Origin of the sequence: Ralstonia sp. AU12-08 (genome assembly GCF_000442475.1) — a bacterium.
GTDB lineage: Bacteria > Pseudomonadota > Gammaproteobacteria > Burkholderiales > Burkholderiaceae > Ralstonia > Ralstonia insidiosa.
This window is the reverse complement of record NZ_ASZV01000046.1, coordinates 115,334-139,269: the sequence shown is the minus strand read 5'-3', so window position 1 is coordinate 139,269 and position 23,936 is coordinate 115,334. Positions and strand designations below refer to the sequence as shown.

The window sequence follows — 23,936 nt, the reverse complement described above, 5'->3', positions numbered from 1 at the left end:
ACGGTTGGTGGAGAATACGCCACCCGGCAACCCGATGACGCCGGAACTCCTACGCCAACCATGAAGAAGATTCTGCTCCTGAGTGTCAGTGCCGGCGCCGGCCACATGCGCGCCGCTGAAGCCATTCGCGCCTTCGCCGATGTGCACCCCGCGGGCATCGACGCCACGCACCTCGATGTGATGGACTTTGTTTCGGCCGGCTTTCGCAAGCTCTACACCGACTTCTACATCAAGCTGGTCAGCAACCAGCCGGCGCTGTGGGGCTACCTGTACCAGAAGACCGATGAGACAGCGCCCAGCGCGTTCTCCCAGAAGATCCGCCGCGCGGTCGAACGGCTGAACAGCCGCCCGCTGCTGGCCGAGATCAAGCGGCAGCGCCCCGACGCCATCATCTGCACGCACTTCCTGCCGGCAGAGCTGCTCTCGCGCGAGCTGCGCAAAGAACGCCTGGACGTACCGGTCTGGGTGCAGGTGACCGATTTCGACCTGCACAGCATGTGGATCGTGCCGAACATGCGTGGTTACTTCGCGGCCAATGAAGAGATTGCGTGGCGCATGCGCGAGCGCGGGCTGGCAGCCGATGCCGTGCACGTGAGCGGCATTCCCGTGATGCCGGCGTTCGGCAAGCCACTCGACCGCGCTGCGTGTGCAGCGGAGTTCGGTATCGACCCGAAGCGCAAGACCTTCCTGATGATGTCCGGTGGTGCTGGCCTGGGTGGCCTCGACACCTTGGCCGAACGGCTGCTGGCAATGGACGGCGACTTCCAGCTCATTGCGCTGGCGGGCAAGAACCAGACGATGCTGGAAGCGCTGCAGCGCGTTGCGCAACGCCATCCCGGGCGCCTCTTCCCGCAGGGCTTCACGCACCAAGTGGAGCGCCTGATGGCCTGCGCCGATCTGGTCATCACCAAGCCGGGCGGCCTGACCACCTCCGAATGCCTGGCCATGCAGTTGCCGATGATCGTCAACTCGCCCATCCCCGGCCAAGAAGAGCGCAATGCCGACTTCCTGCTGGAGCAAGGCGTCGCACTCAAGGCCATCGACGATGCCGCGCTCGAATTCCGTATCCATGCGCTGCTCAAGGAGCCGGATCGACTGACGGCGATGCGGCACAAGATTGCGCCCCTGGGCCGCCCGAACGCGGCGCAGTTCGTGCTCGACCGCGTGCTGGGTCTCACCGCACAAGCCCGCGCCGCATGAACGCCACCGATTTCATTCCACGACGCCGCACGCTGGCGCTGGTGGCCTGGGTGGTACTGCTCGGTTTCTTCTTTGCCAACGTCGAAATCCAGATCGAGGGCAGCGCCGGCTGGGCAGCCAACCTGCCCACCTGGCGCATCGAAAAGCACTGGCTGCTCGACCTCTTCTGGGGCGGCCGCCCGATGACGGGCTACCACGCATGGGTGTTTCCGTTCGTGGCGCTGTTCTTCCACCTGCCGGTGGTCTTCAACGGCCAGTGGTCGTGGCGCATCGAGGCGCGCATCATCGCCTGCATTATGGTCTTCTGGCTGGTGGAGGACTTCCTCTGGTTCGTGCTGAACCCCGCCTACGGCATCGCGAAGTTCACGCCTGCCAATGTGCCCTGGCACATCCACTGGACGGCCTTTGCCCCGACCGACTACTGGACCATGAGCGCCGCGGCGGTCGTGCTGTTCTTCCTCTCCCGCGCGCGCACCGTTGTGCGCTGACTTGCCCATCATGCGAATTCTCGCCCTTGCCGCCGCCACACTGCTGTTGATCGGCCAACTCCAATCGGCCTGCGCAGACACGGCGCCACCCACCCCATCGTCAGCCAACCGCCCGCTTCAGTGGGCGCAAAACGTAACGGACGCGCCGGTCAACAACCTGCACCGCATTACGCCGTCGCTCTATCGCAGCGCGCAGCTTTCGAAGAGCGACCTCCCCCAGTTGCAGAAACTCGGTATCAAGAAGGTCATCAGCTTCCGCGCCTTCCATTCGGACAGCGAGATCCTGGCGGGCAGCGGCATCACCATGCAGCGCATTCCGATCAACACGTGGAACATCCGCGACGAAGACATGGTGACCGCGCTCAAGGCCCTGCACGAAGTTGAGCGCGATGGCCCGGTGCTGATCCACTGCCAGCATGGTGCGGATCGCACGGGGCTGGTATCGGCGCTGTATCGCGTGGTGTACCAGGGCTGGACCAAGGAGCAGGCGCTGGATGAGCTGCAGCACGGCGGATACGGCTTCCACTCGATCTGGCAGAACATCTCGCGCTATCTGCAGCGCGTCGACATCCAGCGGTTGCGCCAGCAGGTGGAGGCACAGGGCTAAGCCTCCCACCGCATCAATCAAGCCACGCTCGGCACGCGCGTGGCCGCCGCCAGCGCGTTTGCCCAGGGCGCCCTAAAATAGTGCCTCTTTGCAGTTCTCCAGGTAGGAACCCCCATGCGAATGCTCCACACCATGCTGCGCGTCGGCGACATGCAGCGCTCGATCGACTTCTACACCAAGGTGCTCGGCATGCAACTGCTGCGCACCAGCGACAACCCCGAGTACAAGTACTCGCTGGCCTTCGTCGGCTACGGCCCGGAAGCCGGCAACACCGTCATCGAACTGACCTACAACTACGGCGTGAGCGAGTACGACCTCGGTTCCGCCTTCGGCCACCTCGCCATCGAAGTCGACAACGCTGCGCAGGCCTGCGACCAGATCCGCAATGCGGGCGGCAAGGTCACCCGTGAGGCCGGCCCGGTCAAGGGCGGCACGACCGTCATCGCGTTTGTGGAGGATCCGGACGGCTACAAGATCGAGCTGATCCAGGCACGCTCGATGCCCGATGGCAACCGCCACTGACGCGGTCCGGCGCCCGCTGGACGGCACCGCCATCGGCCTGATGGTGGTGCTGTGCATGTGCTGGGGCTTTCAGCAGGTGGCCATCAAGGTGGCCGCGCACGACGTCGGCCTCATCATGCAGGCCGGTGTGCGTTCGGCGATTGCATCAGTGCTCGTGCTGGCGTTTGCCATGTGGCGCGGCACGTGCCTGTCGGTGCGCGACGGCACGCTGCCCGGCGGGCTGATGGCGGGCATCCTGTTTGGCGTCGAGTTCCTGTGCATCTTCATCGGCCTGGGCTACACCACGGCCTCGCGCATGGCGGTGTTTCTGTACACCGCGCCAATCTTCACCGCGCTCGGGCTGCACTTCTTCGTGGCGGGCGAGCACCTGCGGCCGCGCCAGTGGATCGGCATCGGCATTGCATTTGCGGGGATCGTGCTGGCGTTCGCCGACGGCATGCTGCACCCGGCTGCCGGCCCGTCGACGTCGTTGGGCGATGCGCTGGGCGTGGTGGCCGGTGTGCTGTGGGGCGCAACCACCATCGTGGTGCGTGCGAGCAAGCTGTCGAACGCGCCGGCGGCGAAGACGCTGCTGTATCAGTTGGCCGTCTCGGCCGTGCTACTGATGGTGATGGCGCTGGGCACAGGTCAAGTCTTCACCGCAAACCTGACGCCGACCGCGCTGGCGAGCCTCGCGTACCAGTCCGTGCTGATTGCCTTTGCCAGCTACCTGACGTGGTTCTGGCTGCTGCGACGCTATCTGGCGTCGCGGCTGTCGGTGTTCTCGTTCCTGACGCCGCTGTTCGGCGTGGCCTTTGGTGTACTGCTGCTGCACGAGCCGGTCGGCCTGCGCTTTGCACTGGCCGCCGCGCTGGTGCTCTCGGGCATCCTGCTCGTCAATCTTCGCTAAGGTCTGACATGCCGCCGGCAATGCCCGTGGTGACACGACCCGCCGGCAGCGCGTTCGCCACCGCCACGAAGTCGGCCACCGCCACCTCTTCCGCGCGACGGCCCAGGTCGAAACCCAGCGCGTCGAAATCGATTACGTCACGCAGTGCCCCCAGCGTGTTGCGCAGCACCTTGCGCCGCTGCGAAAACGCCATCGTCACCACCGTGCCGAGCGCACGCATGTCCACCGGCGCGTAGGGCGACTTGTCCGCCGGCCACGGAATCATCCGCACCACGGCGGAATCCACCTTCGGCGGCGGGTTGAACGAACCCGGCGGCACCTCCAGCACCTGTTCCATGTAGTACCGCACCTGCAGCATCACCGACAGCCGGCTGAACGCCTTGCTGCCGGGCTCGGCCACCATGCGGTCGACCACTTCCTTCTGCAGCATGAAGTGCTGATCACGCACACGATCAGCAAACGTGGCCAGGTGAAACAGCAGCGGGCTCGAGATGTTGTACGGCAGGTTGCCAACAATGCGCAGCGGCCGGTCTGCCTCGTGCAGCGAGCCAAAGTCGAAGGCCAGCGCATCGCCCGCATGCACGATCAGCCTATCGCCGAAACGCTTCTGCAGGCGCGCGACGAGGTCGCGGTCCAGCTCAACCACTTGCAGTGTGCGCACACGCTCCATGAGCGGCACGGTGAGCGCGCCCAGGCCGGGGCCGATTTCGACGAGCACGTCGTCTGGCTTCGGATCAATGGCAGCAACGATGGCGTGGATCACGCCGTCATCGACCAGGAAGTTCTGGCCGAAGCGCTTGCGGGCCTGATGCCCCTGGTGAACGCCGGTCGTGGATCGTGCCATCGTGTAACTCGAAATCGAAAAGGTGAAAGCGGAAATCAGGAACGCGCTGCCCGAGAAGCGTGTCGCGCCATGGCGATGGCAGTGTCGATCGCCTCGAGCAGGCTGCCGAACTCGGCGCGGCCGGTGCCGGCGAGTGTCAACGCGGTGCCATGGTCAACCGACGTGCGCACGAACGGCAAACCCAGCGTGATGTTCACACCGTGGCCGAAGGTGCCGTACTTGAGCGGCGCCAACCCCTGATCGTGATACATCGCGAGCACGCAATCGGCATCGGCCAGCAGGCGCGGCTGGAACAGCGTGTCGGCCGGATACGGGCCACGGGCATTGATGCCCCGCTCCAGCGCGCGGGCAATGGCGGGCTCGATCACCTCGATCTCCTCTCGGCCGAGGTGACCAGACTCACCGGCATGCGGGTTCAGCCCGGTCACGAGAATGCGCGGTGCACTCAGTCCGAAGCGGGCGCGCAGGTCACGCTGCACGATGTCCAGTGTCTCGTCGAGCACGGCAGGCGTGATGGCATCCGGCACCTCGCGCAACGGCAGATGTGTGGTCGCCAGGGCCACGCGCAGCATGGCGTTATTGTGCGCAGGCTGCGGGCCGGCCAGCATCATCACCACGCGCGGTGTGTGGCTGCGTTCGGCCAGGTATTCGGTATGGCCAGTGAAGGGCACTCCGGCATCGTTGATGGTGCTCTTCTGCACCGGCGCCGTGACCATCGCGTCGTAACGTGCGGCGTCTGCCGCATCGCGCAGGCAACCGTCGATGGCGGCGTCAAGCAGATCGAGCACGTAGCGCCCATTGGCCGCGTCGAGCACGCCCGCACGCACCGGTGCGCCGAGTGGGCGCTCCACGATGGTCAGCGCCGTGGACGCCACGCGCCAGAAATCCCCCTGGCCAATGGCATCGGCACGCTCTTGCAGCAGGGCGGCATCACCGATCACATGCCACAGCACATCGGCATAGCGCGACGATGTCTGCCGTGCCAGATGCAGCAGCGCTGCCACGGTAATGTCGGGACCGATGCCGGCGGGCTCGCCAGTCGTGATTGCAATGTTCAGCATGCGGCGCTTGTCAGAAGCAGTGTGGACGTCAGTCTAGAAATGCCACGGCCGCCCACAGGCGGCCGTGTGCGATGCGGATACCCGCAGCGTAGCAGGCTTATTGCTGTTGGCGATTCACGCGGTATTCCACGTGTGCGCCATCGCGCAACTCGCGCAGCCAATCCTCATACGCCGCCTGGACCTTCTGTTCGCGGATCACCGAACGCGCATAGTCGCGCTGGCGGTCCACCGGCACCTCGGCTTCACGGCGGCCTTCCACCTGGATCAGGTGCACGCCAAACTGGCTCTGCACCGGCTGCGAGACCTCACCTGGCTTGAGCAGGTTCATCGCCTGTTCGAATTCCGGCACAAGCTGACCCGGCGACACCCAGCCCAGCTCACCGCCGGCGCTGGCCGAGCCGTCCTGCGAGAACCGGCGCGCCGCGTCGGCAAAGTCATAGCCGTGGACGATACGGTCACGCAGGCCAGCCAGTTGGCGACGTGCGTCGTCGGCCGACATGGTTGCACCGGTCTTGATCAGGATATGACGCACTTGCGTCTGCTGCACCTTGGTGGCAATGGCGGTGGTCGGCGCACGCTTCTCGAGCAGCTTGATCACGTGGTAACCCGCCGGGCTCTCGATCACCTGGCCCGCCACCTGGCCAGCCTTCATGTCGACTACTGCGTTGGCGAACACCGCCGGCAGACGACCGATCGGGCGCAGGCCCAGTTCGCCGCCCTGGGCCGCATCCTGCGCACCCGAATTCTCACGCGCCAGCTTGGCGAAATCAGTACCGCTCTGGGCTTGCTTGAGCAGGCTTTCCGCCTTGCTGCGCGCGGCAGCCTTCTGGTCAGCCGTGGCGTCTTCGGCCACCGGCACGAGAATCTGCGCGACGTTGTATTCCTGCTCGCCTGCCGCGGCGGCACCGCCGCCCTGCTGCGCCAGATAGTTGTCAATCTCACCGTCGTACACCTGCACCTTGGAGTCCACGTCGCGCTCACGCAGGCGGGCCAGCAGGATCTCCTGGCGGAGGTCATCGCGGTACTTGTCGTACGCCATGCCCGACTCCGTCAGCTTGCTCTTGAGCTGCGGCACCGACAGGTTGTTGCGCTGGGCCACGCTTTCCACGGCACGGTCCACATCGGCATCAGACACACGGATACCGCTTTCCTTGGCGGTCTGCGCCTGCACGCGTTCCAGAATCAGTTGCTCAAGCACCTCGCCGAGCAGATCGGCACGCGGAGGCAGCGGACGGTTTTGCGCGCGGAACGTGCGCTCAACCAGATCAGCACGATTGAGCAATTCGCGGCGGGTGATGACATCGGTGTTGACCACGGCCACCACCTCGTCGACGAGCTGGCTACGCGGCGTGCCGGCAGCAGTCGGCCCGGGCAGCGTGCCCTGCAGCAATGGCTGGCTGGGCGACGAATCCGGCTTGGAGAAGATGCCCTTCAGCGGTGCGCTTTTTTTCTGCGGCTGCTGCGCGTGGACAGCAGGCACCAGCACAGCACCCAAGGCCAGCGCAACCAGCGCCTTCGTCATTGCGCCCAGGCGACGGGCAGGTGCCACACGCGTGGCAAGGCGGTCAGCGTTCGATTGGAAAGCCATCATGTCGTTATTCATATTGATCCAGCACGGACGGCGTAATCGGCTGCGCGGTCACCGGCTGATAGCCGGGCACGTTCAGACGAATCACGTCGATCGGATTGTTCCCCACCTTCGACAGGCCCTTGAACTCGATCTGGGCAAAGATGTGTGTCGTATAGCCCGAGATCGCGTTGCTATAACGCTGCACGGCCAGGCGGCCAACCCAGCAATCGGCAGCGTATTCGAGACCAAGCAGCATATCCGATGGCTTGCGCGCATTCATGTCGTAACCGATGCGGCCCAGGCCATACAGACGCCGCGTGATCGGCCACTGCGCCGAGATATCGGCTTGCTCCAGCGGCAATTGACCGGTGTTGGTATCGGCGCGGTAGTAGCGGTAGCCGAGGTTGATCACCTTGTTGGTTTCCGGCTTCCAGCTGAACGCCACGGTCGAACGCATGATGCGATCGATGTCCTGATTGTACTGAAGGTTCGTATCGAAAAAGATGCCGCGGAACATCTGGATCGTGGTCGCGCCCAGCAGGTCCGAATAGCGGCGTACCGCCGTCGGCGCGGCGCCAGCCAGCGTCACGCGTTGGCCATCGAGATCGATCCGCTGCGCGATCGTGGCGCGCAAACGCTCGATGCCCGATTCCGCCTCGATAAAGCGCGTGGTCACGCCCGCCGTCACCTTGTTGTTATCGGCGATGCGGTCGTAGCCGGTGTACGGGTTCTCGGTAAAGATCTGGCCGAGGTTGTAATCCGACTGCCCCGTGTCGAACAACGGGATCTGCGACTGATCACGATATGGCGTGTAGACGTAGAACAGGCGCGGTTCCAGCGTCTGGATATAGCTCACGCCGAACAGCTTGGAGACCAGCGCCGCGTCGCGCTCGAAGGTCATGCCGGAATCGAGCGAGAAGGTCGGCAGCGTGCGGTTGATCTGCGACTGCTGCGTATCGCCTGCGGGACGATCCAGGCGGTACGACGTGGCATTCAGGATGAACTTGGGCGTGACATACCAACCTGGGCGGACGATCGGATAGCTGATCGTCGGCTGCATGAACAGACGTTCGCCCTGCACGGTGTCCGGCGTCGGAATCGTGAACCGCGTGTAATCGGTCTGGAAGTTGATATCAAAACCGCCAAGGTCATACCGCGTATACGACAGGTTCAACTGCGGCACACGCTCGTACGGGGGCGACAGCGGGGTCGTGGCCGTCGACAACGTCTGGAACTTCTGCACACGCGCCAGGGCCACCCAGTCGCCAATCGCATACGTAACACCGCCCTCTTGCACGTACTGGCGCTGTGTTGCTGTCACGATGCTGCGGCCAAGGTCATCCGGATAGGTGTTGTCAGAGACCTTGTTGTAGTTGACGTAAGCATTCAGCCCAGGCGCCAGGCGTTGGCTGTGCTGTAGTGCAATCGACCAACGGTTGCGCCCTGCTTCACGGTCATCGGGCAGGAATTCGCCACGCAGGACACCGCTGTACGACGTGTCGAGATAGCGGTATTCGCCACCCAGTTGCAGGCCACGCGTGCTCAGCAAGCGCGGATACAGCGTCAGATCGCGGTTGGGCGCAATGTTGAAGTAGTACGGCAACGTGACATCGGCCCCGCTACGGCTGTTGTAGCCGAACACCGGCGCGAGAAAGCCACTGCGCCGATCGTCATTGAGCGGGAAATCCATCACGGGCGCCGCAAACACGGGCACACCGAAGAAGTGCAGCACGCCATTGCGGCCGGTGCCGACCTGACGATCGCTGTCGATATCGATGCGGCTGGCGCTGAAGTACCAGTCGACGTTGTCCGGCGAGCACGTGGTGTACGTGCCGTGCGTGATGCGGGTGTTGTCCTTGTCGATGAAGTCGATGCGATCTGCCGTGCCGCGGCCGCCGGTCGAATGGAACTCGTAGGCCGGTGTGCTCATGGTGCCTTCGTTGGCAGTGACCTTGAGCTTGGCGTCCGGGCCGGTGACCAGCGTGCCGCCCTTGAACAGCCGCACGTTGCCGGTGGCGGTGGCAACGTCGGTATCCTGGTTGTAGTCGAGCGTGTCGCCCTTCACCACCGTGCCGTTGCGGCGCAATTCGCCGTGGCCACGCAGATGCACGTCTTCATTGGTGCGGCCGTCCATCTTGTCGGCCGCGGTAAATGTGGGGACAGTGTTGTCCTGACGCTGGACGGGCTCGCCCATCTTGGGCACAAGCGGGCTGCCGCCAGGTGTGGCTGGGCCCGAGGTGGCCAGCGCCGTCACGGAAGACTCAGACGATGTTGCCGCAGGCGCCGATTGCGCGGCACCCTGGCTCTGCGCTGCGGACGCCGCCGCCCAGACCCCGGCCACGGCGAACACCAGCGGCCGCAGTGCCAGCGCACTGCGCCGGTTGACGGCCAAGTTGGCGCCGCGCTCGTCGGGCTTGGCAACAGCAGTGCGCTGCCGGGTCTTCCTGGCTCGGTTCGGTTCGGTCATGCAAGTCGGAAACTGGGCTCGCGCCGGGCAAATGGCCACCGGGCGCGTAGGCACATCATCGGTCGGTGTTTTGCCGCGCCGGGCCGGCCAGATGGGGGCGGCGCTCGCTCGCGGCGAAACTCGGTCGGGTATTATACGGGGCTTCTTTCCCGCCTCATTCCAGCGTTCCCTCAGCATGGCTTCGACCCCTGGCGCCGCCACCGGCGCAACCGACGCGCGTCTCGACCAACTGCGCGACTGGCTCAGCACTTTGCCCGCCTCCCACGGGCTGCACATCGACACGCTGCGCCCCGCGTCTGCCGATGCCAGCTTCCGTCGTTACTTCCGCGTGGATGGCGCCGCAGGTGACCAATCCGGTGGTCAACCCGGCACCCTCATCCTGATGGATGCCCCCCCGCCGCAGGAAGACTGCCGCCCGTTCGTCCATGTAGCTGGCCTGCTGAACGGTGCCGGCGTGCACGCGCCGCAGGTGCTGGAACAGGACATCGCGCAGGGCTTCCTGCTGCTGACCGACCTGGGCCCGCAAACGTATCTGCAGTCGCTGCGCGAGCACGATTTCGACCTCGCCTACGCCAACACGCTGTTCCGCCCGGCCATCCACACGCTGGTGCGCTGGCAATCGGCCTCGCGCGAAGGCGAACTGCCGCCGTACGACGAAGCGCTGCTGCGCCGCGAGCTGTCGCTGTTCCCCGACTGGTACATCGACCGCCACCTGCAGCGCCCGCTCGACGCCGCCCAGCGCGAATCGCTCGACAAAGTATTCAAGCTGCTGGTCGACAGCGCGCTGGCTCAGCCGAAGGTGTATGTGCACCGCGATTACATGCCGCGCAACCTGATGATCAACGCGGCCGACCCGTCGCAGCCTGGCGTGCTGGACTTCCAGGACGCGGTCTACGGCCCGATCACCTACGACGCCGCCTCGCTGCTGCGCGACGCCTTCCTGTCGTGGGAAGAAGAAGAGGAGCTCGACTGGGCCGTGCGCTACTGGGAAGCCGCCCGCAAAGCCGGCCTGCCGGTGGATGAAGACTTCGGCGAGTTCTACCGCGCACTCGAATGGATGGGCGCACAGCGTCACCTGAAGGTGGCCGGCATCTTCGCGCGCCTGTGCTACCGCGACGGCAAGTCCGGCTACGTGGAAGACACCCCGCGCTTCATCGCCTACCTGCGCCGCGTGTGCAGCCGCTACAACGCGCTGGCGCCGCTGGCCCGCCTGCTCGATCAGCTTGAAGATCGCGCCCAGCAGGTCGGCTACACGTTCTAGTCTCCAATGGCCCGAACTGGACACCCCCAACGCGCTGCTGAGTTCCGCGCCGGCGCTCTCGCACTCGCCCCGATGCTGCTGGGCGTGGTGCCGTTCGGCCTGATCTACGGCGTGCTGGCCACGTCGGCCGGCATGCCTGCGTGGCTGGCCGTGGCGATGAGTGCCATCGTCTTTGGCGGCGCCTCGCAGATGATCCTGGTGCAGCTGTGGGCCGGCGGCGCGCCCGCGCTGGTCATTGCGGCGACGGTGTCGATGGTGAACCTGCGGCATGCGCTCTATTCGGCCAGCATTGCCCCGGCGCTGGCGCATCTGCCGCGCCGCTGGAAATGGCTGATCGCCTATCTGCTGACGGACGAAGCCTTTGCCGCCATGAACCGCCGCGTGGTAAATGCGCGCCCTGGAACGGAAGAGGCGACCTACCGCCACTGGTACTTCCTCGGCGCCGGCGTGGCGTTGTGGACGAGTTGGCAGGCATCGACCATCGTCGGCGTGGTGCTGGGCGCGCAGGTGCCGACCACCTGGCCGCTCGATTTCTTCCTGCCGCTCACGTTCATCGCCATCGTGGTGCCGTCGCTGCGCACGCGTGCCCAACTAGCAGCGGCGCTCACCGGTGCCGCACTGGCCGTGGCGTGGACGGGCTGGCCGCACAAGCTGGGGCTGATGAGCGCGGCATGCGTCGGCATTGCCATTGGGGCGATCGTCGAACGGTTGCTGAACCGGACGAAGACGGAGGCCGCAGCATGAAAGCGCTCATCCTCTTCGGCGTGCTGCTGATTTCCGGCGCGGCCACTTACTTCATCCGCCTCTCGTTCATCGCGCTTGAAGGACGCATGAACCTGCCGATGTGGTTCCGCAGCGCCCTGCCCTATGTACCGGCCGCCATGCTGACCGCGCTCATCGCGCCCGACCTGCTGATGCGCGATGGCGCCCTGGCGGTGTCGGCCGACAACCCGCGCCTGATCGCCGGCATTGTCGCCATCGTCATCGCGCGTTTCACGAAGAGCGCAATGTGGACCATCGTTGGCGGCATGGCTGCTCTGCTGATTCTCATGAAGGTGATGGCTTGAGTTCCACGCTGCACTCCACAATGCGGGCCATGATTTTTGCGGCAGGCCGCGGCGACCGCATGCGCCCGCTGACCGACCACACGCCCAAACCCCTGCTCTGCGTGGGCGGCAAACCGCTCATCGTCTGGCAGATCGAGCGCCTGGCCGCAGCCGGTGTGCGCGACATCGTCATCAACCATGCCTGGCTGGGTGCGCAGATTGAGGACGCGCTCGGCGACGGCAGCACTTGGGGCGTACGCCTTGCCTACTCGCCGGAGGGCGACGCGCTGGAGACAGCAGGCGGCGTCGCCCAGGCCATGCCGCTGTTGCATGCCGGTGACGGCCACAGCGTATTCATCGCCATCAGCGGCGATGTGTTCTGCGATTACGACTACGCTGCCCTGCGTGACCGCGCGCCCGCCATGGCTGTGCAATCCGAACCGGGCATGCACCTCGTGATGGTGCCTAATCCGCCTTACCACCCGCGTGGCGACTTTGCCCTGGCTGATGACGGCGTGCTGCACGCCGATGGCGCGCAACGGCTCACGTTCGGCAACATTGGCCTGTACGACACACGCCTGTTTGCCGGCATCGCGCCCGGCACGCGCCTGGCGATGACGCCGCTGTACCACCAGGCCATCGCCGAAGGCCGCGCCACCGGCGAGCGTTTCGATGGCCGCTGGGAAAACGTCGGCACCCCCGCCCAACTGGCCGCATTGGACGCCGAGCTGGGGTCGCAGCCGGCCTGATTAGGGCAACGGCAACGTCGTGGTACTCAGTGATTCGGCCGTCATCGGGCGGCCCAGCAGATAGCCCTGCAAAGAATCGCACCCGAGCCGCGTGAGGAACGCCTGCTGCTCGGCCGTCTCCACCCCCTCGGCAACGATGCGCAGGTTCAGCGTCTGACCCAGCGCCACGATGGCTGAGACGATGGCCGCATCCTCCGTGTCGTGCGCCAGGTCACGCACAAAGCCACGGTCTATCTTCAGTTCACTGGCCGGCAGGCGCTTGAGATACAGCAGGCTCGAATAGCCCGTGCCGAAATCGTCGATAGAGATGCGCACGCCCATGGCATCGAGCTGCTGCAGGATCTGCAGGCTGGCATCGGCATCGCGCATGGCGGTCGACTCGGTAATCTCCAGCATCAGGCAATGCGGGTCGAGCGCGTGGCGTGCCAGCACGTCACGTACCGTTTCGATGAGCGCCGCGTGGGCAAACTGCAGCGCGGAGAGATTCACGGCGACGCTCCACGTGGTGTGCCCCTCGCTGCGCCACTGCGCCATCTGGCGACAGGCTTCGTTCAGCACCCAGGCACCGAGCGGCACGATCAGGCCGGTCTTCTCGGCCAGCGGGATGAACTCGTCCGCCGAGACCAGCCCGCGCACCGGATGCTGCCAGCGCACGAGCGCCTCTACGCCGAGGATTGGGCCATTGGGCGCGTGGAACTTCGGCTGATAGTGCAGTACGAGTTCATTCCGATCGATCGCCTGGCGCAGGTCCTGCACAAGCTGCAATTGCTTGTGCACGTTGGCGTTCATCGACGGCTCGAAGAAGCAGTATGCGTTCCGGCCCAGACCCTTGGCGTGGTACATGGCCGCGTCGGCATTGGTGAGCAGGTCGTGCTGATTGCCGCCGTCGCCGGGGTACATGGAGATGCCGATGCTGGTCGATACACGCAGCTCGTGCCCGCCGGCAAAAAACGGCTCGCGCACCACCTCCAACAGCGCATCGGCCAGCGTGCCGGCGTCTTGCGGATCATCCACGTAGGCGAGTACGACAAATTCGTCGCCGCCCACGCGCGCCACGGTGTCCTGCTGGCGCACACGCGCAACGATGCGCTGGGCCACGTCAATCAGCAGCAGATCGCCCACGTGGTGGCCATAGACGTCATTGATGGCCTTGAAGCCGTCCAGGTCCATGAACATCAGCGCGAAGTGGCGCTTCTCGCGGTCTGCCGTGCGGATCGCCTGGTTCAGGCGGTCTTCCAGCAGCAGGCGATTGGACAGCTTGGTCAGGTTGTCGTGCAGCGCCAGGTAAGCCAGCTCCTGGTTGGCTTCGGCCAGCGAGTGCGCCAGCACGGCGGTGCGCGCCTCCATGCGCAAGTCGAGCACGGAGATGATCAGCGCAATCGCCAGCACCGCCAGCGTGACGATGATGATGACCAGCGCCAGCCATTCCGCGCTCGCGCCAGTATGCGCCGCGCCGCACACGCTGCCGAACGGAAACGCGGCAGCCGCCATGCCCGTGTAGTGCATGCCGACAATCGCCACGCCCATCACCACGGCTGATCCGGCGCGCAGCGCACGCACACGCTGGGACTGTCGCCGCAGGCGGAAGGCAATCCACAGTGCCACGCCTGAGGCCAGCACCGCCACCCCCACGGACAATCCGAAGATCGCCGGGTCGTAATGGATGCCGGGTGTCATGCGCAGTGCAGCCATGCCGGCATAGTGCATGCCGGCCACGCCCGAGCCCATCAGCAGCGCGCCGCCCACCAGCCGCGGCCATGGCAGCTCGCGCCGGCTTACCAGCCACAGCGCAAATGCTGACGAAGCAATGGCAATGGCGAGCGAGCCCAGCGTGATTGATACGTCATAACCAAGTGGAATCGGCAGGCTGAAGGCCAACATGCCGACAAAGTGCATCGACCAGATGCCCAGCCCCATGGCGGATGCGCCGCCGATCAGCCACCAGAACGCGGCACGGCCCTGCGCGGTGACGACCCGGCCGGCCATATCCAGCGCCGTATACGACGCCAGGATGGCCACAAAGAGGGAAAGAAGGACAAGAAGGGGGTTGTAGCTGCTGACAAGCATCGGTTCTCCAGGACAGGCCGATCCAATGCGGCATGCCACACGCGGGCGAAAGTCGCATCCGAAGGATTCGTGACAATCCAGTTTGTATCGACCAAGTCCGCCCGAGACTTTAGGAGAGACGGCGCCCACGCCACAAGTCTCCTTTTGGGTGTGCCCCCACCCCGCGCAACGTGTCGCGAATGGGGCGGCGTTACAATCGGCGCATCTATTTGCAGCCTGGAACCGACGCCATGTCCGCCACTGAACTCGCCTTCCTCCAGACCTATCGCCAGCGCCGTGAGCGCGTCGCGCAGTGGCTGCGCGCGGCAGGTGGCGGTGTGGCCATCGTGCCGACCGCGCCGGAAGCCATGCGCAACCGCGACAGCGATTACCCCTACCGGCACGACAGCTATTTCTACTACCTGACCGGCTTTACCGAGCCCGAAGCGGTGCTCGCCATCGTCGTGCCGGCCGGTGGAGAACCCGCGCGCAGCGTGCTGTTCTGCCGCCCCAAGCATGAAGAACGTGAAATCTGGGACGGCTTCCGCTTCGGCCCCGAGGCCGCGAAGGAAGCCTTCGGCCTGGACGCGGCACATTCGGTGGAAGACATCGACGCGACCTTGCCTGAGCTGCTCGCCAATGCGGCAGCCGTGGCCTACCCGCTGGCCGAGAGCGGCACGTTCGACCGCCGCATGCGCCGCTGGCTCGACGCGGTGCGCATGCAAGGCCGCGCGGGCGTGTCGTCGCCGCACCAAGCGCTGGACGTGCGCGCCATCCTCGATGAACTGCGCCTGTTCAAGGACGCGGGCGAACTCGACATCATGCGTCGCGCTGGGCGCATCTCGGCCGGCGCACACGTGCGCGCCATGCAGGCCTCCCGCGCCGGGCTGCGTGAATACCACCTCGAAGCGGAGCTGCTGTACGAATTCCGCCGTCACGGCGCGCAGAGCGTCGCCTACAACTCCATCGTCGCCACCGGCCCGAACGCGTGCGTGCTGCACTACCGCGCCGGCAACGCCGAACTGCGCGACGGCGATCTCTGCCTGATCGATGCCGGTTGCGAGCTGGACGGTTACGCGTCAGACATCACCCGCACCTTCCCCGTGAACGGCCGCTTTACCGGCCCGCAGCGCGAACTGTATGAACTCGTGGTCGCTGCGCAGGAAGCCGCCATTGCGCAAACGCGCCCCGGCGTGCCGTACAACGTGCCGCACGACGCCGCCACGCGCGTACTGGCGCAAGGCATGCTCGATACGGGCCTGCTCGACGCCAACCAGGTCGGTACGCTCGACGATGTACTCGCCGGCGGCCAGTACCGCCAGTTCTATATGCACCGCACCGGGCACTGGCTCGGCATGGACGTGCACGACGTGGGCGAATACCGCACACCGGGTGCCGCCGCGCCAGCCGGTGGAGAGCGCCCGTGGCGCCCACTGCAAGCCGGCATGGTGCTGACCGTCGAGCCCGGTATCTACGTGCGCCCCGCAGCGGGCGTGCCCGGGCAGTACTGGCACATCGGCATCCGCATCGAAGACGATGCCATCGTCACACCCAACGGCTGCGAAATCATCACGCGCGATGTGCCCGTGGCCGTTGCCGACATCGAAGCGGTCATGCGGGGCCAGCAATGACGGACACGACCGCCACAGCCCCGGACTTCGACGTTGCCATCGTCGGCGCGGGGCCAGTGGGACTGGCGCTGGCCAACTGGTTGCTGCGCGATACCGACTGGCGCATCGCCCTGTTCGACGCCCGCGACGCTGAAGCCGCCGCACGTGACCCGCGAGCGTTGGCGCTGTCGCACGGCTCACGCGTGCTGCTGCAGGAGATTGGCGGCTGGCCCGCGCGCGCCACGCCCATCACGCACATCCACGTCTCGCAGCGCGGCCACTTCGGGCAGGCGCACATCCGCCGCGAAGACTACGACGTCCCCGCGCTCGGCCATGTCGTGCAATACGGCGACCTGAGCGCCGCGCTCAACGCCGCGCTGGCCACGCAGATGCAGCGTTACCCGAACCGCCTCACGCGCTACGACCACACGCCGGTCGAGCGCATCGAGCAACTGCCGCGCGCCGATGGCACCGTCGCTCCGGCACGTGTGCGGGCATTGCAGGGGGGGCCACATGAGGGACGCCATCCACTCGCCATCGAAACCGAAGTCGTCGTGCAAGCCGAAGGCGGCCTGTTTGACGATGCGCGCAGGCAGGCGGGCGGGCTCTCGCATGCACGCCGCCGTGACTACGGCCAGACCGCCATCGTCGCGCACGTCCGCTGCTCGGCGCCGCTGGCAGGCTGGGCGTGGGAGCGCTTCACCAATGAAGGCCCGCTCGCGCTGCTGCCGCAAGACGACGCGCAGGGCCCAGGCTACGCGCTGGTCTGGTGCTGCTCGCCCGACGAGGCACGCCGCCGCGCGGGCTTGCCGGAAGACACCTTCCTCGCGGAATTGAGCACCGCCTTTGGCGACCGCATGGGGCACTTCACGCAGGTGGGCCCGCGCCACACCTTCGCGCTCGGGCTGCATGCCCAGCGCATCCCGGTCGACCGGCGTGTCGCTGCCATCGGCAACGCCGCGCAGACCATTCACCCCGTCGCCGGTCAAGGCTTCAACCTGGGCCTGCGCGATGCGTTCGAAATGGCACGCACGCTGCGCGATGGTGCAACACCAGCCGCCCTCGCCCGCTTTGCGCGTGAACGCGCATTCGACCGCGCCGTCACCATCGGCCTGACCGACCTGCTGCCGCGCGCGTTTGCGGTGCCGGGCCGGCCGTTCGGCCACCTGCGCGGCGCGGCGCTCACGCTGCTGGAATGCCTGCCGCCGCTCAAGCACGGGCTGGCACGGCAAATGATGTTCGGGCAGCGGGGCTAACGCGTGATCCAACCCGATGCCGGCGATCGCCCACACATCACCGTGGTGGGCGCCGGCATTGTCGGTACTGCATGCGCGTTGCAACTACAGCGCGACGGCTATCAGGTCACCCTGCTGGATCAGGCCGGTGTTGGCGAAGGCTGCTCGTTTGGCAACGCCGGCTGCCTGAGCGTGGCCTCGGTTGTGCCGATGGCGCTACCGGGCATGCTGAAGCAGGTACCGAAATGGCTGGCCGATCCAATGGGGCCGTTGACGGTGCGCTGGCCCTATTTGCCGCGTGCGCTGCCCTGGCTATTGCAATGGGTGCGCGCCGGCAACGAGGCCCAGGCCCGCGCGACAGCACCGCCACTGGCGAACCTCTTTGGCGCGACCTTTCCCGGCTATCGCAGCCTGCTGGACGCCGCGCAATATGGCGGGCTGATCCGCCAGTCCGGCCATCTGTATGTGTGGCGCACGCTGGCGCGCTCGTCGGGCGACCGGCTGGCGCAGTCGATTCGCGACACGACGGGCGTGCGCTCGCAAGCGCTGAGCGCGGGCGAGACGCGCGAACTGGAGCCCATGCTCGCGCCCGACATTCAATCGGGCCTGCTGCTGCCCGACAACGGCTTCACGTCCAATCCGGAACGGCTGGTCAAAACGCTGGCGGCCAACTTTGTGGCGGCGGGCGGCACAGTCCTGCGGCGCAAGGTGCTGGATTTCGAGTTTGGCGAGCACGGCCCCACGCGGCTGCATACGGATTGCGGCACGCTGCCCGTCTCCACCCTCGTCCTCTGTGCGGGGGCCTGGTCGATGCGGCTGGGCGCCAGGCTCACGGGCATCCGCGTCCCGCTGGATACCGAGCGCGGTTACCACACCACGCTGTCTGCGCCCACCGTGCAGCCATCGCGGCCGATCATGGATTGCGAACGCAAATTCATCGCCACGCCCATGGAGGGCGGCCTGCGGATTGCGGGCACAGTGGAGATCGGCGGGCTGGATGCCCCGCCAGATTACCGGCGCGCCAGCATCCTGCAGCGGCAGGGCCAGCAGCTCTTCCCCGGCCTGGCGTTTGCTGAGGACAGCGCCTGGATGGGCCATCGGCCGTCCCTGCCGGACAGCCTGCCCGTGATTGATCGCTCGGAGCGCTACCGCAACGTGTTCTTCGCCTTTGGCCATGGCCACCTGGGCATGACCGGCGCCCCTGGCACGGCCCGGCTGATCGCTGATCTGGTGGCCGGACGCCCACCATTCATCGACGCGGGCCCCTACAGCCTGCAGCGGTTCCGGTAACGATTGCCACGACAGCGACGTCCGCGCCGACCGCACTGCCGCATCGTTTGTGCACAACATTTAGGCAATTCGGCCGTTTGGCGGTAAAATCCCGTCCTCGCATTTTTCACCCCCGTCGCTCCGCCCAATGTGTCCACTGATCCGGGCGGAAGGGGCTGTTTTTTCGTTTCTCCATCGCTAGCCACGCATCGCACACCGTGCAGATCGGACCGCATACCCTCCGCAACAACCTGTTCGTCGCCCCCATGGCGGGTGTGACGGATCGCCCGTTCCGCCAGCTCTGCAAGCGGTTGGGCGCGGGCTATGCGGTGTCGGAGATGGTCGCGTCCAACGCGCAGCTCTGGAAGAGCGAGAAGACCATGCGGCGTGCCAATCACGAAGGCGAAGTCGAGCCGATCTCCGTGCAGATCGCCGGCGCCGAGCCGATGATGATGGCCGAGGCCGCGCGCTACAACGTCGATCGTGGCGCGCAGATCATCGACATCAACATGGGCTGCCCGGCCAAGAAGGTGTGCAATGTGGCCGCCGGCTCCGCCCTGCTGCAGAACGAGCCGCTGGTCCAGCGCATCGTTGAGGCAGTCGTGGGTGCCGTGGGTGACCGCGTGCCGGTCACGCTCAAGATCCGCACCGGCTGGGACCGCGAACACCGCAATGCATTGCGCGTGGCGCGCATCGCGCAGGATGCCGGCATCAGCATGCTGACCGTGCACGGCCGCACCCGTGCGGACCTGTACCACGGCGATGCGGAGTACGACACCATCGCCGCGGTCAAGGCGTCGGTGCGGATTCCGGTGGTCGCCAACGGCGATATCACCACGCCGGCCAAGGCCAAGCATGTACTGGCGGTGACCGGTGCTGATGCCATCATGATCGGCCGCGCGGCGCAGGGGCGCCCGTGGCTGTTCCGCGAAATCGAACATTTCCTGCAAACCGGCACGCTGCTGCCGGCGCCCGAAGTGGAGGAGATTCGCGGGATCATGAATGCGCACCTGGAAGAGCACTACGCGTTCTACGGCGAATTCACGGGCGTACGCACCGCACGCAAGCACATCGCCTGGTACACGCGCGGGTTGGCGGGGGCCAACCTGTTCCGCCACCGCATGAACACGATCGAAGACACCGCGGCGCAACTTGCTGCCGTCAACGCGTTCTTCGACGAACAGCGCGCACTGTCCGACCGCTTGGTCTACGAAGACCAGCGCACTGCCGACAGCGAGCGCCCCACGACGGGCAACAACGACAACAACAAGGAACTGCTTGCCGCATGAGCCGCAACCCGATCGAACGCTGCATCCGCGACAGCCTGGATACGTACTACCGCGACCTGGATGGCGAAAACCCGTCCAATGTCTACGACATGGTGCTGCAGGCCATTGAACGGCCGCTGTTGGAAACCGTGATGGAATGGGCCTCCAACAACCAGTCGCAGGCCGCCGATTACCTCGGCATCAACCGCAACACGCTGCGCAAAAAGTTGCAACAGCACGGGTTGCTGTGACCTGGCTGAGATAGCGTTCAGGCTTCGAACCGATTTCCTTTCTGACGGCATCGCAAGGTGCCACTTTCGCCCACCGGCCTACCGGTATTTTCACCATGATCCAGCAAGCCCTGCTTTCCGTTTCCGACAAGACCGGCATCGTCGACTTTGCCCGTGCCCTGCACGAGCGTGGCGTCAAGCTCCTCTCCACCGGCGGCACCGCCAAGCTGCTCGCCGAATCGGGCCTGCCCGTGACGGAAGTGGCGGACTACACCGGCTTCCCGGAAATGCTCGACGGCCGCGTCAAGACGCTGCACCCGAAGGTGCACGGCGGCATCCTGGCCCGCCGCGACCTGCCCGAGCACATGGCTGCGCTGGCTGAACACAGCATCCCGACCATCGACCTGCTGGTGGTGAACCTGTACCCGTTCCAGCAGACGGTGGCCAAGGACGAATGCTCGCTGGCCGACGCCATCGAGAACATCGACATCGGCGGCCCGACGATGCTGCGCTCGGCGGCCAAGAACCACCGCGACGTGACGGTCATCGTCGACCCGGCCGACTACGCCACCGTGCTGGCCGAGATGCAGGCCAACAACAACACCGTCGGCTATGAGACGAACTTCATGCTGGCCAAGAAGGTGTTCGCGCACACCGCGCAGTACGACGGCGCCATCACCAACTACCTGACCAGCCTGGGCGCCGACAAGTCGCACAGCACGCGCAGCGCCTACCCGCAAACGCTGAACCTGGCCTTCGACAAGGTGCAGGAAATGCGCTACGGCGAGAACCCGCACCAGTCCGCCGCCTTCTACCGCGACCTCAAGGCCACGGACGGCGCGCTGGCTGCCTACAAGCAACTGCAGGGCAAGGAGCTGTCGTACAACAACATCGCCGACGCCGACGCTGCGTGGGAATGCGTGAAGTCGTTCGACCCGGCCAAGGGCGCAGCGTGCGTCATCATCAAGCACGCCAACCCGTGCGGCGTGGCCATCGGCGGCACCGCGCAGGAAGCGTACGAAAAGGCCTTCAAGACCGATTCGACCTCGGCCTTCGGTGGCATCATCGCCTTTAACGTGCCGCTGGATGAAGCGGCTGCACAGGAGGTGGTTAAGCAGTTCGTGGAAGTGCTGATCGCCCCGTCGTTCTCGGAAGGTGCTCGTGCCATCTTCGCCGCCCGCCAAAATGTGCGCCTGCTGGAAATTCCGCTCGGCAAGGGTCTCAACAACTATGACTTCAAGCGTGTCGGCGGTGGCCTGCTGGTGCAAAGCCCGGATGCCAAGAACGTGCAGCCGAGCGAGCTGCGCGTGGTCACCAAGCGCCACCCGACCCCGAAGGAAATGGACGACCTGATGTTCGCCTGGCGCGTCGCCAAGTTCGTCAAGTCGAACGCCATCGTGTTCTGCGGCGGCGGCATGACGCTGGGCGTGGGCGCCGGCCAGATGAGCCGCGTGGACTCCGCCCGCATAGCCAGCATCAAGGCACAGAACGCCGGGCTGTCGCTGGTCGGCTCGGCCGTGGCGTCGGATGCGTTCTTCCCGTTCCGCGACGGCCTGGACGTGGTGGTCGACGCCGGCGCCTCGTGCGTGATCCAGCCGGGCGGCTCGGTGCGCGACGATGAAGTGATCGCCGCCGCCGACGAGCGCAACGTGGCGATGATCTTCACGGGCACGCGCCACTTCCGTCACTAAGCCATACCGTCCGGACTACGGACCAACGGGGCAAGGCGTAAACTGGCGCCTTGCCCCGTTTTTCTTTTCTCAGCTCATCCTCGGTTCACCTTTTCATGCGCATCCTCGGCATCGACCCCGGCCTCCGCACCACGGGTTTCGGCGTGCTCGAACGGCACGGTCACAAGCTCGTCTACGTGGCCTCGGGCACGATCAAGAGCAACGGCAATGCCGACCTGCCCAGCCGACTGAAGACGCTGTACGACGGCGTTGCTGAACTGGTGAGCACGTACCGGCCCGACTGCGCTTCCATCGAAAAGGTGTTCGTCAACGTCAACCCGCAATCAACGCTGCTGCTAGGACAGGCGCGCGGTGCGGTGATCTGCGGGCTGATGAGCGGCAACCTGCCGGTGTTTGAATACACCGCGCTGCAACTGAAGCAGGCCGTGGTCGGTTACGGCCGCGCCAACAAGGATCAGGTGCAGGAGATGGTCGTGCGCCTGCTCAACCTCGAAGGCAAACCCGGCTCGGATGCGTCTGACGCCCTGGGCGTGGCGATCTGCCACGCACATGGCGGTGAGACGCTGGCCGCGATGGCTGGTCTCGCACCGCAGCTTGCGCAAAAGGGCCTGCGCGTGCGCCGCGGCCGTCTGGTCGGCTGACAGGATTCTCAAAGCCTGCAGGTAGCTCCCACACGGCACCGCGACTACCATGCGGTGAGTCCGTTTCCGGGAGCCCCCGATGTCGCGCCGCCTTGCCCTGCTGAGCCCGCTTGCCCTGACTGCAGTTGTCGCACTGTCTGCCTGCCGGATGGAATACAACCACGGCGGCAACAACGGCGGTGGCGGTGGTGGCGCCACACCCATCACCACCATCCAGGTGATCGGCCATCGGGGCGCCTCGGCATTGCGGCCCGAGCACACGCTGGCGTCGTATCAAAAGGCCATCGACGATGGCGCCGATGTCATCGAACCGGATCTCGTTTCCACCAAGGACGGTGTGCTGGTGGCGCGGCATGAAAACGAAATCTCCGGCACCACCAACGTGGCTGACGTGTCCGCCTTCGCCGGCCGCAAGACCACCAAGACGATCGACGGCCAGAGCGTGACCGGCTGGTTCACGGAAGACTTCACCCTCGTTGAACTCAAGACACTGCGCGCGCGGGAACGCATTCCCAGCATCCGCCCGAGCAACACGGTCTACAACGACCAGTTCACCATCCCCACGCTCGACGAGATCGTTGCGCTGGCGCGGGACCAATCCACCCGCCTTGGCCGCAACATCGCCATCTATCCGGAAACCAAGCACCCGACGTACTTCCAGTCGATCGGCCTGCCGCTGGAAGACAGGCTGATTGACGGCCTGCGCCGCGATGCCTTCACGGCCAGCCGGACCACGGTGTATATCCAGTCGTTCGAAGTCGCCAATCTCAAGGCCATCCGCAACAAGATCGGCGGCAGCCAGCCCAACTGGCGACTGGTGCAACTGATGGGGACGTCCAGCCGACAGCCTTACGACTTTGTCGTCGCCAAGGACAACCGCACCTTCGGCGACATGATGACCAGCCGCGGCATGCGCGACATCGCCGCCTATGCCAACGGCGTCGGCCCGGACAAGAGCAGCATCATGGGGCTGGATGCCAACGGCAAGCTGACCGACCCGACCGACCTGATCCGCAACGCGCACAACGCCGGGCTGATCGTCCACCCGTACACCTTCCGCCCTGAGAACACGTTCCTGCCGCCATCGCTGCGCAGCGGCGCGGACAACACGCGCAACGTGAGCGGCTCGATCACGGAAATCCAGGCGTTCCTGCGCGCCGGTGTGGATGGCTTCTTCACCGACGACCCCGCCGTGGGGCGGCAAGCCGTGTCGACCTTCAAGCGCTGAGGCGCGCCCCGCAT

Annotated in this window: 22 protein-coding genes; 17 read left to right on the top strand and 5 right to left on the bottom strand. The window is 65.7% G+C overall.

Annotation, left to right across the window (positions count from 1 at the left end):
- Positions 1-60: 60 nt before the first annotated feature.
- The 5 genes from C404_RS50975 (at position 61) to C404_RS50955 (ending at position 3,706) form a co-directional block, all read left to right on the top strand.
- Positions 61-1,200, top strand: coding sequence for an MGDG synthase family glycosyltransferase (locus C404_RS50975; RefSeq protein ID WP_021196548.1), 1,140 nt, complete (start codon positions 61-63; stop codon positions 1,198-1,200).
- Complete coding sequence (locus C404_RS50970) at positions 1,197-1,688, top strand: hypothetical protein (RefSeq protein WP_021196547.1); 492 nt, start codon at positions 1,197-1,199, stop codon at positions 1,686-1,688. Before C404_RS50975 ends, C404_RS50970 begins: the two co-directional genes overlap by 4 nt.
- Before the next feature lie 10 nt (positions 1,689-1,698).
- Positions 1,699-2,295 carry a dual specificity protein phosphatase family protein gene (locus tag C404_RS50965; protein ID WP_031329862.1) on the top strand — a complete coding sequence of 199 codons (597 nt, stop codon included), beginning with the start codon at positions 1,699-1,701 and terminating at the stop codon, positions 2,293-2,295.
- 114 nt (positions 2,296-2,409) lie between these two features.
- Positions 2,410-2,817, top strand: coding sequence for a lactoylglutathione lyase (gloA, locus tag C404_RS50960; RefSeq protein ID WP_031329860.1), 408 nt, complete (start codon positions 2,410-2,412; stop codon positions 2,815-2,817).
- Entirely contained in the window at positions 2,801-3,706 is a 906-nt protein-coding gene (locus tag C404_RS50955; protein WP_021196544.1) for a DMT family transporter, read from the top strand. Before gloA ends, C404_RS50955 begins: the two co-directional genes overlap by 17 nt.
- On the opposite strand, the gene rsmA is transcribed toward C404_RS50955, so the two are convergent.
- The 4 genes from rsmA to C404_RS50935 all read right to left on the bottom strand — a co-directional run bounded on the left by rsmA (position 3,693) and on the right by C404_RS50935 (position 9,648).
- The gene (gene rsmA, locus C404_RS50950) at positions 3,693-4,550 is read right to left on the bottom strand and encodes a 16S rRNA (adenine(1518)-N(6)/adenine(1519)-N(6))-dimethyltransferase RsmA (RefSeq protein ID WP_021196543.1); all 858 of its coding nucleotides are present in this window, start codon (positions 4,548-4,550) and stop codon (positions 3,693-3,695) included. The genes C404_RS50955 and rsmA overlap by 14 nt on opposite strands.
- Positions 4,551-4,585: 35 nt before the next feature.
- Positions 4,586-5,611: a 4-hydroxythreonine-4-phosphate dehydrogenase PdxA gene (gene pdxA, locus C404_RS50945; protein WP_021196542.1), complete on the bottom strand. Its 1,026-nt coding sequence runs from the start codon at positions 5,609-5,611 to the stop codon at positions 4,586-4,588.
- Positions 5,612-5,708: 97 nt separating this feature from the next.
- Complete coding sequence (locus tag C404_RS50940; RefSeq protein WP_031329858.1) at positions 5,709-7,199, bottom strand: peptidylprolyl isomerase; 1,491 nt, start codon at positions 7,197-7,199, stop codon at positions 5,709-5,711.
- 7 nt (positions 7,200-7,206) lie between these two features.
- The gene (locus C404_RS50935) at positions 7,207-9,648 is read right to left on the bottom strand and encodes an LPS-assembly protein LptD (protein WP_021196540.1); all 2,442 of its coding nucleotides are present in this window, start codon (positions 9,646-9,648) and stop codon (positions 7,207-7,209) included.
- A 175-nt stretch (positions 9,649-9,823) separates the two neighbouring features.
- Between C404_RS50935 and C404_RS50930 the strand changes: the two genes are divergently transcribed.
- Genes C404_RS50930 through murU form a run of 4 tightly spaced genes read left to right on the top strand, consistent with a single transcriptional unit; the run spans position 9,824 to position 12,704 of the window.
- Positions 9,824-10,909 carry an aminoglycoside phosphotransferase family protein gene (locus C404_RS50930; protein WP_021196539.1) on the top strand — a complete coding sequence of 362 codons (1,086 nt, stop codon included), beginning with the start codon at positions 9,824-9,826 and terminating at the stop codon, positions 10,907-10,909.
- A gap of 6 nt (positions 10,910-10,915) precedes the next feature.
- Positions 10,916-11,653, top strand: coding sequence for an AzlC family ABC transporter permease (locus C404_RS50925; RefSeq protein ID WP_031329857.1), 738 nt, complete (start codon positions 10,916-10,918; stop codon positions 11,651-11,653).
- Entirely contained in the window at positions 11,650-11,976 is a 327-nt protein-coding gene (locus tag C404_RS50920; protein WP_021196537.1) for an AzlD domain-containing protein, read from the top strand. Before C404_RS50925 ends, C404_RS50920 begins: the two co-directional genes overlap by 4 nt.
- Positions 11,977-11,996: 20 nt before the next feature.
- Positions 11,997-12,704 (top strand): N-acetylmuramate alpha-1-phosphate uridylyltransferase MurU, encoded by a 708-nt coding sequence (gene murU / locus C404_RS50915; RefSeq protein WP_037012341.1) that lies wholly within the window; start codon positions 11,997-11,999, stop codon positions 12,702-12,704.
- On the opposite strand, the gene C404_RS50910 is transcribed toward murU, so the two are convergent.
- A complete protein-coding gene (locus C404_RS50910) occupies positions 12,705-14,771 on the bottom strand; it encodes a putative bifunctional diguanylate cyclase/phosphodiesterase (RefSeq protein WP_021196535.1) in 2,067 nt (688 codons plus the stop codon).
- Positions 14,772-15,001: 230 nt separating this feature from the next.
- Here C404_RS50910 and C404_RS50905 point away from each other — a divergent pair, with 230 nt between their 5' ends.
- From C404_RS50905 to C404_RS50870, 8 genes are all read left to right on the top strand, one after another.
- On the top strand, positions 15,002-16,381 hold the full coding sequence (locus C404_RS50905; RefSeq protein ID WP_021196534.1) for an aminopeptidase P N-terminal domain-containing protein: 1,380 nt from the start codon (positions 15,002-15,004) through the stop codon (positions 16,379-16,381).
- Positions 16,378-17,616: a UbiH/UbiF/VisC/COQ6 family ubiquinone biosynthesis hydroxylase gene (locus tag C404_RS50900; RefSeq protein ID WP_021196533.1), complete on the top strand. Its 1,239-nt coding sequence runs from the start codon at positions 16,378-16,380 to the stop codon at positions 17,614-17,616. Before C404_RS50905 ends, C404_RS50900 begins: the two co-directional genes overlap by 4 nt.
- A 3-nt stretch (positions 17,617-17,619) precedes the next feature.
- Positions 17,620-18,885, top strand: coding sequence for an NAD(P)/FAD-dependent oxidoreductase (locus C404_RS50895; RefSeq protein ID WP_021196532.1), 1,266 nt, complete (start codon positions 17,620-17,622; stop codon positions 18,883-18,885).
- Between the two features lie 197 nt (positions 18,886-19,082).
- Positions 19,083-20,153 (top strand): tRNA dihydrouridine synthase DusB, encoded by a 1,071-nt coding sequence (gene dusB / locus C404_RS50890; protein ID WP_021196531.1) that lies wholly within the window; start codon positions 19,083-19,085, stop codon positions 20,151-20,153.
- Positions 20,150-20,383 (top strand): Fis family transcriptional regulator, encoded by a 234-nt coding sequence (locus tag C404_RS50885; RefSeq protein ID WP_021196530.1) that lies wholly within the window; start codon positions 20,150-20,152, stop codon positions 20,381-20,383. Before dusB ends, C404_RS50885 begins: the two co-directional genes overlap by 4 nt.
- A 95-nt stretch (positions 20,384-20,478) precedes the next feature.
- On the top strand, positions 20,479-22,053 hold the full coding sequence (gene purH / locus C404_RS50880; protein ID WP_021196529.1) for a bifunctional phosphoribosylaminoimidazolecarboxamide formyltransferase/IMP cyclohydrolase: 1,575 nt from the start codon (positions 20,479-20,481) through the stop codon (positions 22,051-22,053).
- Between the two features lie 95 nt (positions 22,054-22,148).
- The gene (gene ruvC / locus C404_RS50875; protein ID WP_021196528.1) at positions 22,149-22,694 is read left to right on the top strand and encodes a crossover junction endodeoxyribonuclease RuvC; all 546 of its coding nucleotides are present in this window, start codon (positions 22,149-22,151) and stop codon (positions 22,692-22,694) included.
- A 79-nt stretch (positions 22,695-22,773) separates the two neighbouring features.
- Positions 22,774-23,922, top strand: coding sequence for a glycerophosphodiester phosphodiesterase (locus tag C404_RS50870; RefSeq protein WP_021196527.1), 1,149 nt, complete (start codon positions 22,774-22,776; stop codon positions 23,920-23,922).
- The last annotated feature ends 14 nt before the right edge of the window (positions 23,923-23,936 follow it).

Bases quoted from the DNA above. Each gene is read 5' to 3' on its own strand.
- gloA (WP_031329860.1), top strand. From the start codon at position 2,410: ATGCGAATGCTCCACACCATGCTGCGCGTCGGCGACATGCAGCGCTCG.
- murU (WP_037012341.1), top strand. From the start codon at position 11,997: ATGCGGGCCATGATTTTTGCGGCAGGCCGCGGCGACCGCATGCGCCCG.
- C404_RS50870 (WP_021196527.1), top strand. From the start codon at position 22,774: ATGTCGCGCCGCCTTGCCCTGCTGAGCCCGCTTGCCCTGACTGCAGTT.
- C404_RS50885 (WP_021196530.1), top strand. From the start codon at position 20,150: ATGAGCCGCAACCCGATCGAACGCTGCATCCGCGACAGCCTGGATACG.
- C404_RS50900 (WP_021196533.1), top strand. From the start codon at position 16,378: ATGACGGACACGACCGCCACAGCCCCGGACTTCGACGTTGCCATCGTC.
- C404_RS50965 (WP_031329862.1), top strand. From the start codon at position 1,699: ATGCGAATTCTCGCCCTTGCCGCCGCCACACTGCTGTTGATCGGCCAA.
- rsmA (WP_021196543.1), bottom strand. From the start codon at position 4,550: ATGGCACGATCCACGACCGGCGTTCACCAGGGGCATCAGGCCCGCAAG.
- C404_RS50940 (WP_031329858.1), bottom strand. From the start codon at position 7,199: ATGGCTTTCCAATCGAACGCTGACCGCCTTGCCACGCGTGTGGCACCT.
- C404_RS50910 (WP_021196535.1), bottom strand. From the start codon at position 14,771: ATGCTTGTCAGCAGCTACAACCCCCTTCTTGTCCTTCTTTCCCTCTTT.
- C404_RS50925 (WP_031329857.1), top strand. From the start codon at position 10,916: ATGGCCCGAACTGGACACCCCCAACGCGCTGCTGAGTTCCGCGCCGGC.
- C404_RS50955 (WP_021196544.1), top strand. From the start codon at position 2,801: ATGGCAACCGCCACTGACGCGGTCCGGCGCCCGCTGGACGGCACCGCC.
- ruvC (WP_021196528.1), top strand. From the start codon at position 22,149: ATGCGCATCCTCGGCATCGACCCCGGCCTCCGCACCACGGGTTTCGGC.
- C404_RS50920 (WP_021196537.1), top strand. From the start codon at position 11,650: ATGAAAGCGCTCATCCTCTTCGGCGTGCTGCTGATTTCCGGCGCGGCC.
- C404_RS50935 (WP_021196540.1), bottom strand. From the start codon at position 9,648: ATGACCGAACCGAACCGAGCCAGGAAGACCCGGCAGCGCACTGCTGTT.
- C404_RS50970 (WP_021196547.1), top strand. From the start codon at position 1,197: ATGAACGCCACCGATTTCATTCCACGACGCCGCACGCTGGCGCTGGTG.
- pdxA (WP_021196542.1), bottom strand. From the start codon at position 5,611: ATGCTGAACATTGCAATCACGACTGGCGAGCCCGCCGGCATCGGTCCC.
- purH (WP_021196529.1), top strand. From the start codon at position 20,479: ATGATCCAGCAAGCCCTGCTTTCCGTTTCCGACAAGACCGGCATCGTC.
- C404_RS50975 (WP_021196548.1), top strand. From the start codon at position 61: ATGAAGAAGATTCTGCTCCTGAGTGTCAGTGCCGGCGCCGGCCACATG.
- C404_RS50905 (WP_021196534.1), top strand. From the start codon at position 15,002: ATGTCCGCCACTGAACTCGCCTTCCTCCAGACCTATCGCCAGCGCCGT.
- C404_RS50930 (WP_021196539.1), top strand. From the start codon at position 9,824: ATGGCTTCGACCCCTGGCGCCGCCACCGGCGCAACCGACGCGCGTCTC.